This is a genomic window from Bradyrhizobium sp. NAS80.1, from assembly GCF_001908205.1.
In the GTDB taxonomy this organism is placed as follows: Bacteria; Pseudomonadota; Alphaproteobacteria; order Rhizobiales; family Xanthobacteraceae; genus Bradyrhizobium.
This window is the reverse complement of sequence record NZ_LGHL01000216.1, coordinates 13,934-28,501: the sequence shown is the minus strand read 5'-3', so window position 1 is coordinate 28,501 and position 14,568 is coordinate 13,934. Positions and strand designations below refer to the sequence as shown.

The window sequence follows — 14,568 nt, the reverse complement described above, 5'->3', positions numbered from 1 at the left end:
GATCACGGTGATCGCGGCGTTGAGTTTCTGAGACATGGCGTGCTCCTCGTCTTGAGCGCCCCTTGCCAGCTTCTCGTACTGGCAGGGCCGGAGCACGGCCGGACCACAGCCGACTTCGCCTCCAGCATTCGGTACAATTTGAACTCAAGTACTTACCGAAGCGCAAGGGTGCATCCCTAAGTAGAGAGCACAGGACCAGCGGAGTCCCCCATGACAGAATTAGAGCAAGAGGCTGAGAAACTAACAGAGCTTATGAAAGGAAAAACCGTCCGGATTGTTTGGCGTCATCGCGCTGATAAGATTGCCATCGAGTTTGACGATGACGAGAGAACCCGTTTGTTTGTCAATCGCGATCCTGCTGGATTAGACATTTCGGTTACGTGAAACCGCACGTGCGAAAGCGTGCTTAGCTATTGTGCTTTGTCGTGCTAACGAGGCGCGCCGTCCTATGCCGAAATGGCTGATTGTAGTTGTCGGCCTCGTCACCGCTGCGGCCTGCATCCCTGAGGTCCGCAACTCGGTGATCAAGTGGATTAAGACGCACCCCGCATTTGTCGGTCCCGCTCTGGCGTTGGTGGCAATAGCGGTACTCTTGTATTTGTTCATCGACCCTATCTCTGTCCTATTCCTCGCGGCAATTGCACTCGTCGCGGTCTCGCCGCACTTTTCGATCCGAAGACGTACTCCCGTAAGCCACCAACTTAGATCGGCCCAAACGCAGCCAAAAAGTAGACCTCAGATACTCAGACCCGGATTTCGGTCATGTTGCTAGACCCCTCCTACGATCCCATTGGGAAGGAAACCTCATGGCACCGCCCCGCATCACCCTGAGTCTGGCTGCCGATGGTCTGTTTGAGATGTGGCTCAATCCTGAGGGGCGTGACCTCCTCGTGCAGAAGCTGAAAGCGCTAACAGTCGAGAACGAGCACTTTCATCTAGGGCCTGCACCTGTTGGAGAGCTTGAAGTTGCCACTACGGCCTATCGCGAAGGCGATCGGGTGCTTGAGTGGGGCAAGGTTTACCTAAGGACCGACGAGTGGGATGAAAAGTATTTTCCGCACGTTCTCAAGTGAGGCCAACGCGCCGCGATACATGCTGGTCGAAAGGTGCGACTTCTGCTTCTGGCCCTTTGGGAGCTTGCGCCCGGCGCTGAAAACGTCCGCTCACCAGGGCTGACCGCAAGTCGTGGCCGTGGGGCCAAACCGTCGCGAATGACCCGAAGCTGCCGCGCGGCCGACGCCGAAACGTGGATGCGGCCAAGGCAGCCGAAATCGATCTGGTGGACCCGAATAGTAGCGTCTTTGTTATTGCGCCAAAGCACTAGACGTCTTGCGATAGTGAGCGATTTGGCCAGGATCAGGGCGGCCCTCTGCACCACCAGGCAGCGCCAGGTTGAGGAAGGAATGCAATGAACGATGTGACGGCACGGCCGAACAGTCTGCCTTGGCCGCCGATCATCTTTTTGGCGGCGATCGCCATCAGCGTCTTGTCGAACGTATTCTATCCACTCCCATGGATCGGGCAGCCGCTGTCAGGTATCCTCTTCGTGCTCGGCTGGCTGATGATAGCGGCATTCGTCGCCCTGAACATTTCAGCCATCCGCGCAATGCGCCGGGCGGGAACGACTGTGAGGCCGGATCGCGGTACGGATCACTTCGTCACGGATGGCCCCTTCTCCTTTACGCGCAATCCGCTCTACCTCGCCGGCACGATGCTTGTACTGGGGATTGGACTGGTCTCGGGCATTGTGTGGTTTTTGCTCCTAGCGATCCTCGCCTCATTCGCAGTGCAAAAGCTCGCTATCGAGCGGGAGGAAAGGCATCTACAAGCGCGATTCGGGGAGACCTATCTGGATTATGCCGCGCGCGTACGGCGATGGATTTAGTCGTTGCTCAGATAATGTAACGGGCGGGATCCACGCACTTGGAAGGAGTGGTTCCATGCTTGCCGGTCAGCTGGCACTCATTCTTGCCGCCGCATTTGCGGGGGCGGCCTTCTACGTCAATTTCGCTGAGCACCCAGCGCGCTTGGCGCTGGACGACAAGAATCTGCTCAAGCAATGGAAGCCCAGTTACGACGCCGGCTACACGATGCAAGCGAGCCTGGCCGCCATCTCAGCAGCACTCGGTTTGCTCGCGGCGTGGATCACCGGGGATTGGCGATGGATCGTTGGCGCGGTGCTCATATTCGCGAACTGGCCCTATACCCTTATCGGCATTATGCCGACAAATAACAGGCTGAAGGCTATCGCGGAGACCGACGCGGGTCCAACATCGCGCGCCATGCTCGAGTCGTGGGGACGGCTGCATGCCGTCAGAACTATGCTCGGCCTTGCTGCAACTCTCGCATATCTGTGGGCCCTCCACTGAAGATCGCTGAGCATGGCTCATGTCGCCTTCTGACCCTATCGATCGAAGGTCGACCGATACTGCTGTAGAAGGGCGCCAGGTCCTGCCTAATCTGTTCAAGGTCGACAAATCTATCGATCGACCGGAGCAAGTGGTCGGCGGGAATGTGCCTTTCGAGTGAGAACTCATAGAACAACACAGCCTGTTCGACTTGCCGATGCCCCATCATGATCTTCAGTCCTGCCAATTAGACAGACTGAATCACCGATATCTCTGCGTCGCAACCGCTGCCTTTTTCAACAGAATCGGCCACGAGCAGACAGAGCTCTGAAAGGCAAGCATCAAACACGAGCCGGCCAGTAAAGCGGCCTCGGTAGGCGCAGTTGTTGCCGGCGTGCCGCAGGCCGGCCCAGGGGAATGGCTTAATTCACGGGGTCGACGACGTACCGTCGCACTGTCTTGACTGCCTTGTCACGCTGGGGCGTAGGTCTTTCTGCCCGCGAAACGCATCAGTTGAATAGCGAGGCAGCGAGAAATCGTTGCCTGTCGTAGTCTGGGCGGGGACGTTGAAATCGCTAGGTTTTGTTACCGTAAGAAGAGGCCAAAACTCGCAAACCCGCACTTCTTCGGCCCACTCGGAAGCAGCGTAGTTACCGCAAATCCATCGACGACAATTTTTGAGGTGGCGGAGAGGGAGGGATTCTAATCCACTCCCAATCACAAGTAGAAAACCGCAGAATAAACTGCAGGTCGTTGCCCGCGATGCGGGCAGGCACGCGCGAGCAGCAGGCCGCAAAGCCGGTCAATCTCATCTTGAATCTCAGGTCATCGTGCCCGGCATGAAGCACTTGATTACTTTGCCGGGTATGCCGCTGTGACCGGTCCAACCGTCGTAGTACCAGACCAGGGTACGGCCATCACGATTCGGCCCCGTCACCACGGCCTCGTCGGGCACGTCTGCCCACACGCCATCAAGCCTGACTTTGTAGTGACTTCTCGGCTTGTTCTGTGTCTCCCAGTCACTCGGTTCGACGTGCGCCGAGTCTGAGCCATCGCAGCAAGGACCCTTCCCGCTCTCTAGCTTCTCATACCAGCCGTCCAGCTCGGGATGCGACGCATCGTGGGCCTCCGCCGGCGAGATCGCCATGTAGCACAGTATCGCCGCGCCCGCGGCGAACACCGTCGATCTCGCCCTTGAGGTAGATCGCCTTGCGCGTTCCCTGCAGGTTGAGGCCGTCGAGCTGCTGGATGTCGCGCCACGTGGAGCGGCTGGACCTGCGCGACCACGATGGCTTCGAAAGGTGCGTAGGCTATAAGGCCACATCATTTCGCGCTCTCCATCTCTTCTTGCGGGGCTGCGAGCGGCAGTTGGTCAACCCCGTAATCGCCTTAGCGATAGCCCATCCCGCCGACCAGTGGAAGTCCGGGCGGACGTCCGCACCGCGCTTGCCGCAAGCGGTGCAGGTGAAGCGCCTTCGATGTCGAACAACCGGACGTCGTCGGGCCAGCGGTCTGCACGGCCGATGGCGCGCAATAAGACCGTTCTGCGAAAGTCCATTAAACTATATTGTTCTTAGGGGGAATCATATCCGCTGCGGAGGGAGACGAAAAGCTCAAACAAGAACTCGAAAAGCTCGTCGCTGCATTCACCGCGAGCTACAACAAGCAGGACAGTTCGAGACTTGCTGCTTACTTCGCCTGCGGAGGCGTTCTTAATCCGACCGGCCTACACGCTGACATTGCCAAGCTTTATGAAGGCGCGTTCGAGGCAGGGTCAAATCATAGATGCATTGCGTAAAAGTCTCGAAAGATGAAGGATGCGCGGTTTTCGTGCAGCGGTCTGGGAGGGAGCATTTCTGCTCATGGCCCAGGCCGTGGGAAAATCCCGCAATTTGGGGCGCTCCGGCGCATTCACGGGCGCCGAGCTTCTAATTCGGTGGCATCGGGGTTGTGGTCGAGCCGATCCTGAACTTTTTCCAGAACGGCCTCATGCTCCCAGCGTGAGATGCGGCGCTCGGGGCCTGTCGTGCACTGAGCTCTTAGCGCGCAGGTCTTGCAGGTGCTTGTCCAATAGCGGCGCAGTGTCTTTCCGTCCTCTACGTTCGTATGGTGATAAGCTAGCCGCTCGCCGGCGGGACAGCGGTAAACATCGTCCGCGGCGACATGGACGAAGTCCTGTTTTGCCGAAGCGGCCGGCAGCCTTGGCGCCCGAAGTCATTGGCTTCGGCAACGTCACCGTGATGTCGGCTTCCTCGCAGGCCCTGATCTCCTCTCCATCGTAATAACCGCGGTCTGCCACGACTTCGAGCGTCTCGACGGCCATCTCGTCGCGAGCCTGCCTGGCCATGTTGGCGAGTTGGTGGCGATCGGTGCCCACGTTGGTCACCTCGTGAGCCACGATGAGATGATGCTGCGTATCAACTGCAATCTGCACGTTATAGCCAACGATCCCGGTGTCCTTGCCACTTGTCGCCATCGAGCGCGCGTCAGGATCGGTCAGCGAGATATGCTTGTCCTCACTCTTCATCATTTCCGCATTGATCGCGTTGAGCCGAACGATCTCCTCCTTAAGCTTCTCGATCATGCCCTTCAACCGTTCAACCTTCACCTCCGGGACCGCATCGCCATGCCGATCGGCGGTTTCAAGCTGAGAGAGGTAGCGGGCGATGCTCTCATCGATCCGCTCAAACGCCGCTTCATCTTGGGCCTCGATGAAGTTCTTGTCCCGGGCATTGACGCCTTGAACTTTGATCCGTCGATGGCGACGCTCGCTGCATTGAACAGTTCAAGCTTGCGGCACAGCGCGACGCGGCAGACCTCACGAATGGCCTTGCCATTGTCCTTGCGGAAATCTGCGATGGTTTTGAAGTCCGACGCCAACTGCCCGGTCAGCCGGATCATCTCGATATTGCGCTGGCATTCCGCTCCAGGCGTCGGCTCGGCGGCGCGCGATTGAGGTAGCCGTAGATGTAGAGCTTGAGCATAACACCGGGGTGATAGCTGGGTCGGCCGGTATCGAGTGGCTGGACACCGACAAACCCGAGCTTTGTCGAGATCGAGACCGTCAACAAACACGTCGACCGCTCGCACCGGGTTATCCTCGGTCATATAGTCATCGAGCGATGACGCGCCGCGACGGTGATGGTATCGCCATGGGCGTGTATTCGAAGAACCGTCCGCCGCCGAAATTTCCAACGATGGCGTGCTCTGCATGCACGCCGACCCACATCACTCCCAGAATGACGCCTTTCCGCGGCAGCGTACGCGAAACGACTCGCTCCAGTCGTCCATCGCCAGGGCACGCCACGGCACACGATGCATGGTCCGGGTGCTCGCCGGTGCCGCCCTCGCGCCTGCAAAATCCCCGTCTCACCCCCAAACGTTCTGTCTTAGGACTGCAAGCGTCAGAACCTTTCCGATCTTCACGGTGTTGTCTTTGTGAGTTCCGCGCGCTGGACGGGGAGGAAGCCGTCCGCGCTCCACCTGGAGGAAGTCATCATGAATGCGACGCTTACGAGCATTCGGGATTGGAGCGAGGCTATGCTCACATCCCTTGTGGCCGCGATGGCAGTATTCTTCCCCGCCATTCCCAAGATTCTTGCCTTTGCTGCGATCCTGATTATCCGCTGGTTCGTCGCGGCCTTAGTGGCAAGCGCAATCGCGGCAGTGCTTCGGCGAGCCCGCTTCAACCCATTGCGCACATTGGAGGTCTCATGCGATTCATTTTCCGTGTTCTCGCCGCAGCCGTGGTCCTCGTCTTCTATCTCCCCGTGATCTCGGGAGTCACGCTTGCGATTGCTGATGCGACTGGAGGGTTGCCGGGCACTCTCACCGGCTGGTGGAAGTACATCGGCGATGTGATCGCCGAAGGCGCTGGCTTTTCTGCAAGCTACAAAGAGAACATGTTCACTATATGGGGCTTCGCCGCGCTCTTCAGTGTCATCGGTCACACACTGCTTTCGATTTCGAGGGCGTGGATGCATCGATGAGGAATTTCGGAAACCCCGCTACTTGCCTTAACGCCACAAGGGAATAACTGCGCGGTCGTGCGCCAGATCGCTCGCGGCCCGCGAGGGTGTCCGCTTGTGGTCCGATTGGAGACGTACTTGGGTCCAAGTCGATCGGTCAGACGGCGCATTTTGACCCGAACCAGCCGTTCACAGCTCTTGCCCGTCGAAGCTTCTACGCCGGCCGGGTCGTGATTCGGACTTAAAGGAGATGTCGTCGGTTTCCTGCCGCGGCAGGTCACAGGGCTGCTCCTTGGCACTCGGCAGTGATACGCTACACCCGCTAAAGAAGGCCGCGTTCGGGCGGCCCGATCGACATCGGAGGAAACCCATGACGCAGACACAGGCGCTCTCGCGCCGCCGCGTGCTCAAGGCCGCCACCGGCACGGCGGTGCTCGGCATGGTCGGCTTCCCGGCCATCACCGAAGCACAGGTAGACACCATCAAGATCGGGCACCTGACTCCGCTCACCGGCTTCCTCGGTCAGCTTGGCGTCTATGGCCAGAATGGCGCCAAGATGGCCGTGGAAGAGATCAATGCCCGCGGCGGCGTGCTCGGCCGCAAGCTTGCGCTTATTACTGAGGACAGCGTCAATCCCGGCGTCGCCGTCGCCAAGGCCCAGAAGCTCATCGAGCAGGACAAGGTGTTGGTGATCATCGGCGAGATCAGCTCCGCTTCGGCCGGCGCCATTATGGAGCAAGCCAAGCGGCTCAAGGCGCTCTATTTCAACACCGGCGCCAATTCCGACGAGCTCAGGGGCGCCAATTGCAACCGTTACACCTTCCACATCGAGGGCTGTAACACGATGTACACTAAGACCATCGGCCATTGGCAGAAGCGCCAGGGACTGATCAAGGGTGCGAGATGGTACATGCTGACAGCCGATTATGCCTTCGGGCACGACTTGGCGCGCGTTTCCACCCGCTTCCTGCAGGAGAACGGCGGCATAGTGGTGCAGAACGATCTGGTGCCCACCAATACCCCGGACTACTCGCCCTACATCTTGAAGATCCGTCAAGCGAACCCGGACTTCGTGTACCTCAATCTCGCTGGCGTCGACCAGACCACCTTCCTCAAGCAATATAAGGAGTACGGTCTGACCTATAAGCTGGCGGGCGGCGTCATGGACACCATCCCGTTCTGGGCCGCCGGCATCGACGCCCTCTCGGGCTACTGGCAAAGCCTCTGGTACCACGGGCTGACCAACAAGGGGGCCGTGGCCTTCACCAAGGCCTTTACCGACAAGTTCGGCGGTCCGCCCGACAACCAGGCCTGGGGCGACTACATGGGCATGCAAATCGTCGCACAAGCGATGACGGAAGCGAAATCGACCGCGGCCGACAAGCTGATCGAAGTCCTCGAGAAAGGCATGAAGTTCGATCTGCTGAAGAACCGCGAGGGCTTCTTTCGCGACTGGGACCACCAGCTCCTCCAGGAGATGTTCGTCGTCAAGGTGAAGGAAAAGGACAAGGCGAAGGACAAATGGGATATCTTCGAGATCATCGAAGCCTCGCCCGGGCCCGATGAATCGCTCGAGCTGATCCAGCCGACCAAGGCGGAAAACGCCTGTTCGTTTGCGACTTGAGCCCCTCGCCCGATCCGGGCAGCGACGGCAAGAGCGGTCGGCGCTCGGAAAACCGGTCCCATCTCATGCTCTTCATAGTCATCGAGCAGATTCTGAACGGCCTTGTGGTGGGGGCCTACTACATCCTCTTGGCGCTTGGACTGTCGCTCGTCTTTAGCCTCGGCGGCGTCGTCAACCTTGCCCATGGTGCGTTCTATGCGCTGGGCGCCTATCTGGCGGTGACGCTTGCCAATGCCGCCGGCTTCTATGGCGCGCTCGTCGCCGCCCCCGTCGCCGTCGCCGCGGTCGGCATGGCGATCGAGGTGCTGTTCCTGCGCTGGCTCTACCAAGAGGACGCGATCCTCGGGCTCCTGTTCACCTTCGGGCTGGCGCTCACTGCTGAGCAGGTGATCCGGCTCATCTGGGGCGCAACCGGTCTGCCGTTCTGGATCCCGCCGTCGCTCGGCGGCGCGCTCAAGGTGGGCGGCTTCCTGTTTTCCAACTACCGGCTGGCGGTGCTCGGCGTGGCCATGGCGGCGATCGCCTGCACCTGGCTGCTCCTCTACAAGACCTCGTTCGGCATGGTGGTGCGTGCGGGCACCTCAGACCCCGAAATGGTGCGCGCGCTCGGCATCCGCTTGCGGCCGGTACTGACCATCATCTTCGGTCTGGGCGTCGGCATCGCCGGGCTCGCCGGTGTGATGTCGGCGCCGCTTGCGGGCGTGCAGCCGGCGATGGGCACAGAGATCCTCACAGCGACCTTCGTCATCGTCGTGATCGGCGGGCTCGGCAGTTTTTGGGGCGTCGTGCTCGCCGGTATCCTCACCGGCATCGTCAAGGGGCTGACCGTGCTGGTCTATCCGCCGGCAGCGGAGGCGGCCATGTACGCTCTGATGGTGCTGGTGCTGCTTGTGCGTCCGCGCGGCCTGTTCGGCGAACGAATGGATCGCCTGGAAGCGTGAAGCCGATGTGGAAGCGCCAACATCCCATCTTGGTTCTCGCCGCGGCGCTAGCGATGTTGCCGTTGCTCATGTCCACGCTCGGCCTCACGACGGCGCTTGCGACCGAGCTTGCGCTGTTCGCCATGGCTGGGCTCGGCTTCAATCTGCTGCTCGGCTACACCGGCCTCGTCTCCTTCGGCCACGGCGCCTTCTTCGGGCTGGCCGCCTATGGCGCGGCGCTCCTGCAGATCCACATCACCAAGGGCGGCGCGTTTATCCCCGTCCTGTTCGGAACTTGGTTCGCGGCGGTCTGCGGGCTTGCGATCGGCTTCCTCATCCTGCGGCGGCGCGGCGTGTATTTCTCGCTGCTCACCCTCGCGCTCACCGCCATGATCTTCTACGTCGTGTTCCGGTGGACGAGCTTCACCGGCGGCGAGAACGGCCTCGGTGGCATCCGGCGCGGCCGGTTGCTCGGTCTCGATCTAGATGACCAAAACATCTTCTACGTCGCCGTCTGCGTGATCGTGGTCTTCGTCGCCGGGCTGATGTGGCGGATCGTCAACTCGCCCTTCGGCCGGGTGCTGATCGCAATCCGCGAGAACGAGCAGCGCGCCCGCTTCGCCGGCTTTCCAGTCCGCCGCTACAAGCTGTACGGCTTCATCGTCTCCGCGACCGTCGTCGGGCTGGCCGGCGCTCTGTTCGGCTTCCTCAAATATTTCGTCTCCGCCGATCTCGTGCACGTCGCCTTCTCGGGCGAGATCCTGGCCATGACAGTGATCGGCGGCCAGCGCCATTTTCTCGGGCCGGCGCTCGGGGCCTTGTTCTTCATCCTGTTCCGCGAACTGCTGACCGGCTACACCGCAAGCTGGCAGCTTTGGTTCGGGCTGCTGTTCATGGGATTCGTGCTGCTCTCGCCCGGCGGGCTCATGGGGCTCGGCGAGCGCATCCTTGCCCCATTCCGCAGACGACACGAGGAAGCGGCCGCCATGGCCGCCAGGGTTACGCCGAATCCGGGCGCCGAGATTCCGGATTTCCTGCGCGACGTCGCAAAATTGCGATCCGAGCCGGCGATGGAGGCGCGTGAGATCTCCAAACGTTTCGGCGGATTTATCGCCGTCGATCGAGTGAGCCTTCGCCTGCCGCCACGAGGAATCCATGCGCTGATCGGCCCAAACGGTGCAGGCAAGACGACGTTCTTCAACGTGATGACCGGCCTATTCCCGCCCGACGGCGGCTCGATCCTGTACGCGGGGGGCAACGTCGCCGGATTTCCCCCGGAGCGCCTCGCCGGCCTTGGTCTCGCCCGTTCGTTCCAGATCACCAACATATTCAAGACGATCTCCGTGCGCGAGAACCTACGGCTTGCCGTGCAAGCGCGCGATCGCCGCCGGTTCCACCTGCTCGAACGGGCGGACTCGCTCGCCGACGTGAATGGCGACACCGATGCGCTCGTCAAGTTTCTCGGGCTCGAGGGGCTCGAGGCCGTGCGGGCCGGCAGCCTCTCCTACGGCGGACAGCGCCTCCTGGAGATCGGCCTTGCGTTAGCGGTGCGCCCGCGCGTCCTGATGCTGGACGAACCGCTCGTCGGGCTCGCGCCGGCGGAACGCGAGCGCATCGTCGGCCTGATCAAGCGGCTGTCCGAGCACATGAGCGTGCTGGTCATCGAGCACGACATCGACCGCGTGTTCGCCTTTGCGGAGGACATCACCGTGATGCACAACGGCGCGGTTCTGGCCGCCGGCAAGCCGGCCGAGGTGCGCGCCCATCCGCAAGTGCAATCGGTCTACCTCGGCACCGGACGCCGCATCAGCAGCGCCCGGGCACCGTCCGGCACGACGCCAGCGGCGCAGCCGCTGCTCAGGCTCGACGCGGTCAACGCCTTCTATGGCGCCAGCCACATCCTGCACGACGTCACGCTCGAGCTGCGCGCCGGCGAGGTGGTGGCGTTGCTCGGCCGCAACGGCGCGGGCAAATCCTCGACCCTCAAGGCGATCATGGGTCTCAATCCGCCGCGCACCGGCCGCGTGCAATACCTGGGAAAAAATATCGCCGGTGGATCGCCCGAGGACGCCGCCCGCGCCGGAATCGGTCTCGTCCCGCAAGGCCGCCGATTGTTCCCGACCTTGACCGTCGCGCAGAACCTGGAAATGGGCCGGCTGCGGCGCACCGGCCGCGAAGGCATGCGCTGGAGCGAGGAGCGCTTGTTCGCGATGTTCCCGCGCCTCGCGCAGCGCCTCAACGCGAAGGCCGATACGCTCTCTGGCGGCGAGCAACAGATGGTGGCAATCGCCCGCGCGCTCGTCGGCAATACGCGCATCCTGTTGATGGATGAGCCGTTCGAAGGCCTCTCACCAGCCATGGTGGTGGAGGTGTTCGGCGTGATTGACGCGCTCCGGCGCGACGTCCCGATTCTCATGATCGAGCACGATCTCGATCTCGCCTTGGCGCTTGCCGACCGAGTTTACGTGCTCGACCGCGGGCGCATCACGCACGAGGGGCCGGCTGCCCCGCTGCACGCGGATCTCGGCCTGCGCCGCAAGGTCCTCTGGATTTAGCTAGCTACCCGATGGTAGGGAAGCTGACACTCTCGATCAGTCAAACCTGACAGCTCGATCTCAGGCTTTGTGCCCCCAGCTGCCGATTTGCAAGGTCTGTTGTCACGGTGGGGAGGATAACCGGACCTCTCAGGAACACATGGAACTGTGGAAAATGACCCAATGTATGGTCCGGCCGCGCGTTGCAAGAGGTTTTCGTCGATCTGGTGGTAGTAAGCGGTCTTGCATCAACGTATCCGGTCTCTAGTTGGAGCTGTTTTTGCTCCGGACCATCATGGAAATCAGCGCGCGTGCGTTCTCATTACCGGACAGGCCTCGACGTGACCATTTGGGTCACCCAGTGTTCGCATGCGCCGGGAAGACTGGTCCTCCATCTCTACTTATCACTTATCCTCTCGCAGACCTCGGCTGGAAACTATTGATCGGATTATGTCATCGGCTGCTCGCGTCCTCGGCCGAACGGCGGTTTCGGCACGTCCCCGTCCGTATGTGTTCGGTAAGCAGCATCGGGTTGGGGCTTGCGTGTTAGCCCGGTGCCGCTCCGCTGATCCATCGGTACCTTATGGATGTCTGCCACCGATTAAGCAATGAAACGGCTCAGCCTTGCTCATGAGGCGCTCTTAGTTCTGCTCCTGAGGGAGGGCGTTTCGCGGCGACTGTTTCATGTGGGACAGTGAGTGAAACATGTTCATTTTGGTATCGAAAAACTGGTGCTCGGACATGGGCAACGAATAGGTGGGACGCTGGAACAGGGAGGCCTTTCCACCTGGTATCGCGACCACATTCAGTTAGGTGCTCAGTTTAGAGAAGGGTGCCGAACTCTCTCTCACCAGTACCGAGCCGGTTGTTCACCGATACGTTGTCAGCGCGAAAGCTCTCAGAGTTTTGCGCGGCCACGGCGTCGATTTAGCCGTGCCCGACTACTTCGGGTCTAGCCAATAAACAGACGTTTTCAGGGTCTGTCAGCATGTCGCGAAGGGGGCCAGGAACTCCCTCCCCCGCAAGCGCCCGGTGCGGGGGAGGGGCGTTGTGCCCGAACCACAGTTCAATGCGTCGCGCGCGGCCCTTCATACGAGATCGTCCAGATCACGCCGGATTTTGGCACGGTGTAGAACGACGGTGCCTTGTAGAAGTCGGCGAACACTTCGCCGTAATCCACCACATACATGGTGCGTCCATCATTGGCGAAGATGACCTTGTTCGGCCGCTCGAGACCGCCGCGATTCTCCGATTTCTGATAAGCGTTGGGCCCAGGTTCGATATTGTGGGCAAACTGGCTCCACTTGACCCCGGTCGGCTCGAGGAAGTCGATCCGCAGCACCACCGGCCAGGTTGGAATGAGGCTCTCCGGCCCGGTGTCAAGGATGCCGTAGACGGCGCCGAACAGAGTGTTGTCGGCGCCGAAGCCACGAACGCTCCAGGCAATCCCGTCGATCGGGTTGTTGGTATCCCATTCGAGCACAGGGTTGATGTAGCCGTTCGGGTTCTGGTTTGCGGCAATCAGCGGAACGCCGCGAACGCCGTCAACGTGGAACTGGAAGCGATAGGGCGGCATTTTCGGCATGAACGGCTTATCGCCGACATAAAGCTGGGGATACGGACGATCGACTGCGTTGCCGCGGAAGACTTCCCAACCGAAGCGCTTGTTGCTGACAAATCCCATCCCCTCCTTGTCGGGGAAGCCGGCGTCCTGCCCCTTCTCGGTCACGATGAAGAGTTTCTCGGCGCCATTGGCGATGCGGCGATGGCCAAGGTCGTTCGCGCCATTGTCGGCAACCGCCAGCGCGTTCTCCCATTTGGTGCCGGGTGGCCCGAAGGCGACGCCGGACTGGTTGCGGAAGCCCATGGCGTAGACCTCCATTTTCTCATGCGGATAGATGCCGTCGGTGCCCGCGTCGCTCATCTTGACGCGCATGATAGAGCCGCCGCAGGGCACCTGAGCCTTGACCACCATGCCGGGCTTCGCCGGCACCCCGACCGGCAGCAGCGCCCCGGTCATGCGGCCGTCCGAGGATTTCACGTTGAGGCCCGTATGCACAATGTCGCGGCACACCGGATCATGCGGCGTGGTGCCGTGGCCGTCCTGGTGCTTGACCCAGAACGGATCATTCGGGATATCCGTCCAGCCGTGATTATCAGGATCCGCGAAACCGCTGTTGCTCGGGAAGCCCAGCGCAAAATAGATGTAGCCGTCCTTGCAGGTGATGCCGCCGTTGCGGTGGTCGCCGATCGGCAGTTCCTTGATGATCAGCTTGAGCTCGCCGTTGACGCCGTCCATTTCCCAAATCTTCTCACCGTATTCGGGAATGTAGGTCTTGCCGTTCTCGGCGCAGTAGCCGATTTCGTTCATGACCGTCTTGAACGTGCCCTTGCCGACCTCGCGCAGGAGTTTTCCGTCCTTGTCGAAGATCTTGACATGCGGCGGGTCGATCTTGTCAGCCTCGGGGCTGCCAAGGAGAACGCCGGAAATCGCCACCCACAGGTTTCCATCCTTGTCGACTGTGGCAGACGATGGGGTATCGAGCCCGGCAGCAAACACGCCGACCTTATAGGCGGGCGGCACGACAATTTTGGTAGGGTCAGGCTTGAACGGCTCGCGTTTCGCCCACGGGCCGCCGCGCGGCTCCTGTGCGCTCGCCTGCATCAGGCACATGAGCGCCGCTGCGGCCACCGTCATACTGAGGAAAAATTTCATGACACTCCTCCCTTGGCTGGTTTGGTTTCCACTCCCCCATCTTTCTAAGTGTGTTTGCTTTCCTGGTTGTTTTTGTTTCCGTTCGGATCCGTGCGTTCGGATCGGTTCTTCATTGAGGCCCATCGGACAAGGGCAGGGTTCGGACGTACGCGATGACATCCGCGATGTCGTCCTTCGACAGGGTCGCCTTCCAGGAAGGCATGAATCCGCTCTTGCCCATCGCCTCGCCACCCTCCGCGATCACCATGGCGAGGGAGGCATCATCGATCAGGTCGATGTAGCCTTTCCGCGTCAGGGCTCCGACGTGGGGCATGAAGCCTTTGCCGCCGCCGCGACCGTCGGCGCCGTGACACCCTGAGCAATAACGCTGGTAGAGGACCTCGCCGTGCTGGGCGTCTCGAGCGAAGAGCGACGTCGCCGAGAGGACGAGCCAGGCCATGATAGCAGACAAGTGCCGA

At 60.8% G+C, this 14,568-nt stretch carries 12 protein-coding genes and 2 pseudogenes; 9 read left to right on the top strand and 5 right to left on the bottom strand.

What is annotated here, in order from left to right:
- The first annotated feature begins 210 nt into the window (after positions 1-210).
- The 4 genes from AC629_RS47315 (at position 211) to AC629_RS37445 (ending at position 2,369) form a co-directional block, all read left to right on the top strand.
- On the top strand, positions 211-384 hold the full coding sequence (locus AC629_RS47315) for a hypothetical protein (protein WP_168195684.1): 174 nt from the start codon (positions 211-213) through the stop codon (positions 382-384).
- 422 nt (positions 385-806) lie between these two features.
- Positions 807-1,073 (top strand): hypothetical protein, encoded by a 267-nt coding sequence (locus tag AC629_RS37455; protein WP_210419161.1) that lies wholly within the window; start codon positions 807-809, stop codon positions 1,071-1,073.
- 335 nt (positions 1,074-1,408) lie between these two features.
- The gene (locus AC629_RS37450; protein ID WP_084809754.1) at positions 1,409-1,885 is read left to right on the top strand and encodes a methyltransferase family protein; all 477 of its coding nucleotides are present in this window, start codon (positions 1,409-1,411) and stop codon (positions 1,883-1,885) included.
- A gap of 55 nt (positions 1,886-1,940) precedes the next feature.
- A complete protein-coding gene (locus AC629_RS37445; RefSeq protein ID WP_063707305.1) occupies positions 1,941-2,369 on the top strand; it encodes an anthrone oxygenase family protein in 429 nt (142 codons plus the stop codon).
- Between the two features lie 37 nt (positions 2,370-2,406).
- On the opposite strand, the pseudogene AC629_RS49320 reads toward AC629_RS37445, so the two are convergent.
- The 3 genes and pseudogenes from AC629_RS49320 to AC629_RS37425 all read right to left on the bottom strand — a co-directional run.
- Positions 2,407-2,577 (bottom strand): annotated as a pseudogene (locus AC629_RS49320) (transposase); the annotation flags it as partial.
- 591 nt (positions 2,578-3,168) lie between these two features.
- Positions 3,169-3,528 (bottom strand): hypothetical protein, encoded by a 360-nt coding sequence (locus AC629_RS37435; RefSeq protein WP_201724309.1) that lies wholly within the window; start codon positions 3,526-3,528, stop codon positions 3,169-3,171.
- Between the two features lie 761 nt (positions 3,529-4,289).
- Positions 4,290-5,468: pseudogene (locus AC629_RS37425) on the bottom strand (IS1182 family transposase); the annotation flags it as partial.
- A 378-nt stretch (positions 5,469-5,846) separates the two neighbouring features.
- Between AC629_RS37425 and AC629_RS50795 the strand changes: the two are divergent.
- The 5 genes from AC629_RS50795 to AC629_RS37400 all read left to right on the top strand — a co-directional run bounded on the left by AC629_RS50795 (position 5,847) and on the right by AC629_RS37400 (position 11,415).
- Positions 5,847-6,122: a mechanosensitive ion channel family protein gene (locus tag AC629_RS50795; RefSeq protein WP_502693081.1), complete on the top strand. Its 276-nt coding sequence runs from the start codon at positions 5,847-5,849 to the stop codon at positions 6,120-6,122.
- Positions 6,062-6,337, top strand: a complete 276-nt coding sequence (locus AC629_RS37415; protein ID WP_084809750.1) for a hypothetical protein — start codon at positions 6,062-6,064, stop codon at positions 6,335-6,337. The genes AC629_RS50795 and AC629_RS37415 overlap by 61 nt, the downstream gene beginning before the upstream one ends.
- A gap of 349 nt (positions 6,338-6,686) precedes the next feature.
- Complete coding sequence (locus tag AC629_RS37410; protein ID WP_084809749.1) at positions 6,687-7,940, top strand: ABC transporter substrate-binding protein; 1,254 nt, start codon at positions 6,687-6,689, stop codon at positions 7,938-7,940.
- Positions 7,941-8,005: 65 nt separating this feature from the next.
- On the top strand, positions 8,006-8,881 hold the full coding sequence (locus AC629_RS37405; RefSeq protein WP_084809757.1) for a branched-chain amino acid ABC transporter permease: 876 nt from the start codon (positions 8,006-8,008) through the stop codon (positions 8,879-8,881).
- Between the two features lie 53 nt (positions 8,882-8,934).
- Positions 8,935-11,415: a branched-chain amino acid ABC transporter ATP-binding protein/permease gene (locus AC629_RS37400; protein ID WP_245332111.1), complete on the top strand. Its 2,481-nt coding sequence runs from the start codon at positions 8,935-8,937 to the stop codon at positions 11,413-11,415.
- A 1,045-nt stretch (positions 11,416-12,460) separates the two neighbouring features.
- Here the strand turns inward: AC629_RS37400 and AC629_RS37395 are convergent.
- Together AC629_RS37395 and AC629_RS37390 are read right to left on the bottom strand one after the other, a co-directional pair.
- Complete coding sequence (locus AC629_RS37395; protein WP_168195683.1) at positions 12,461-14,110, bottom strand: PQQ-dependent sugar dehydrogenase family protein; 1,650 nt, start codon at positions 14,108-14,110, stop codon at positions 12,461-12,463.
- 109 nt (positions 14,111-14,219) lie between these two features.
- On the bottom strand, positions 14,220-14,549 hold the full coding sequence (locus AC629_RS37390; protein WP_168195682.1) for a c-type cytochrome: 330 nt from the start codon (positions 14,547-14,549) through the stop codon (positions 14,220-14,222).
- Positions 14,550-14,568: the final 19 nt, after the last annotated feature.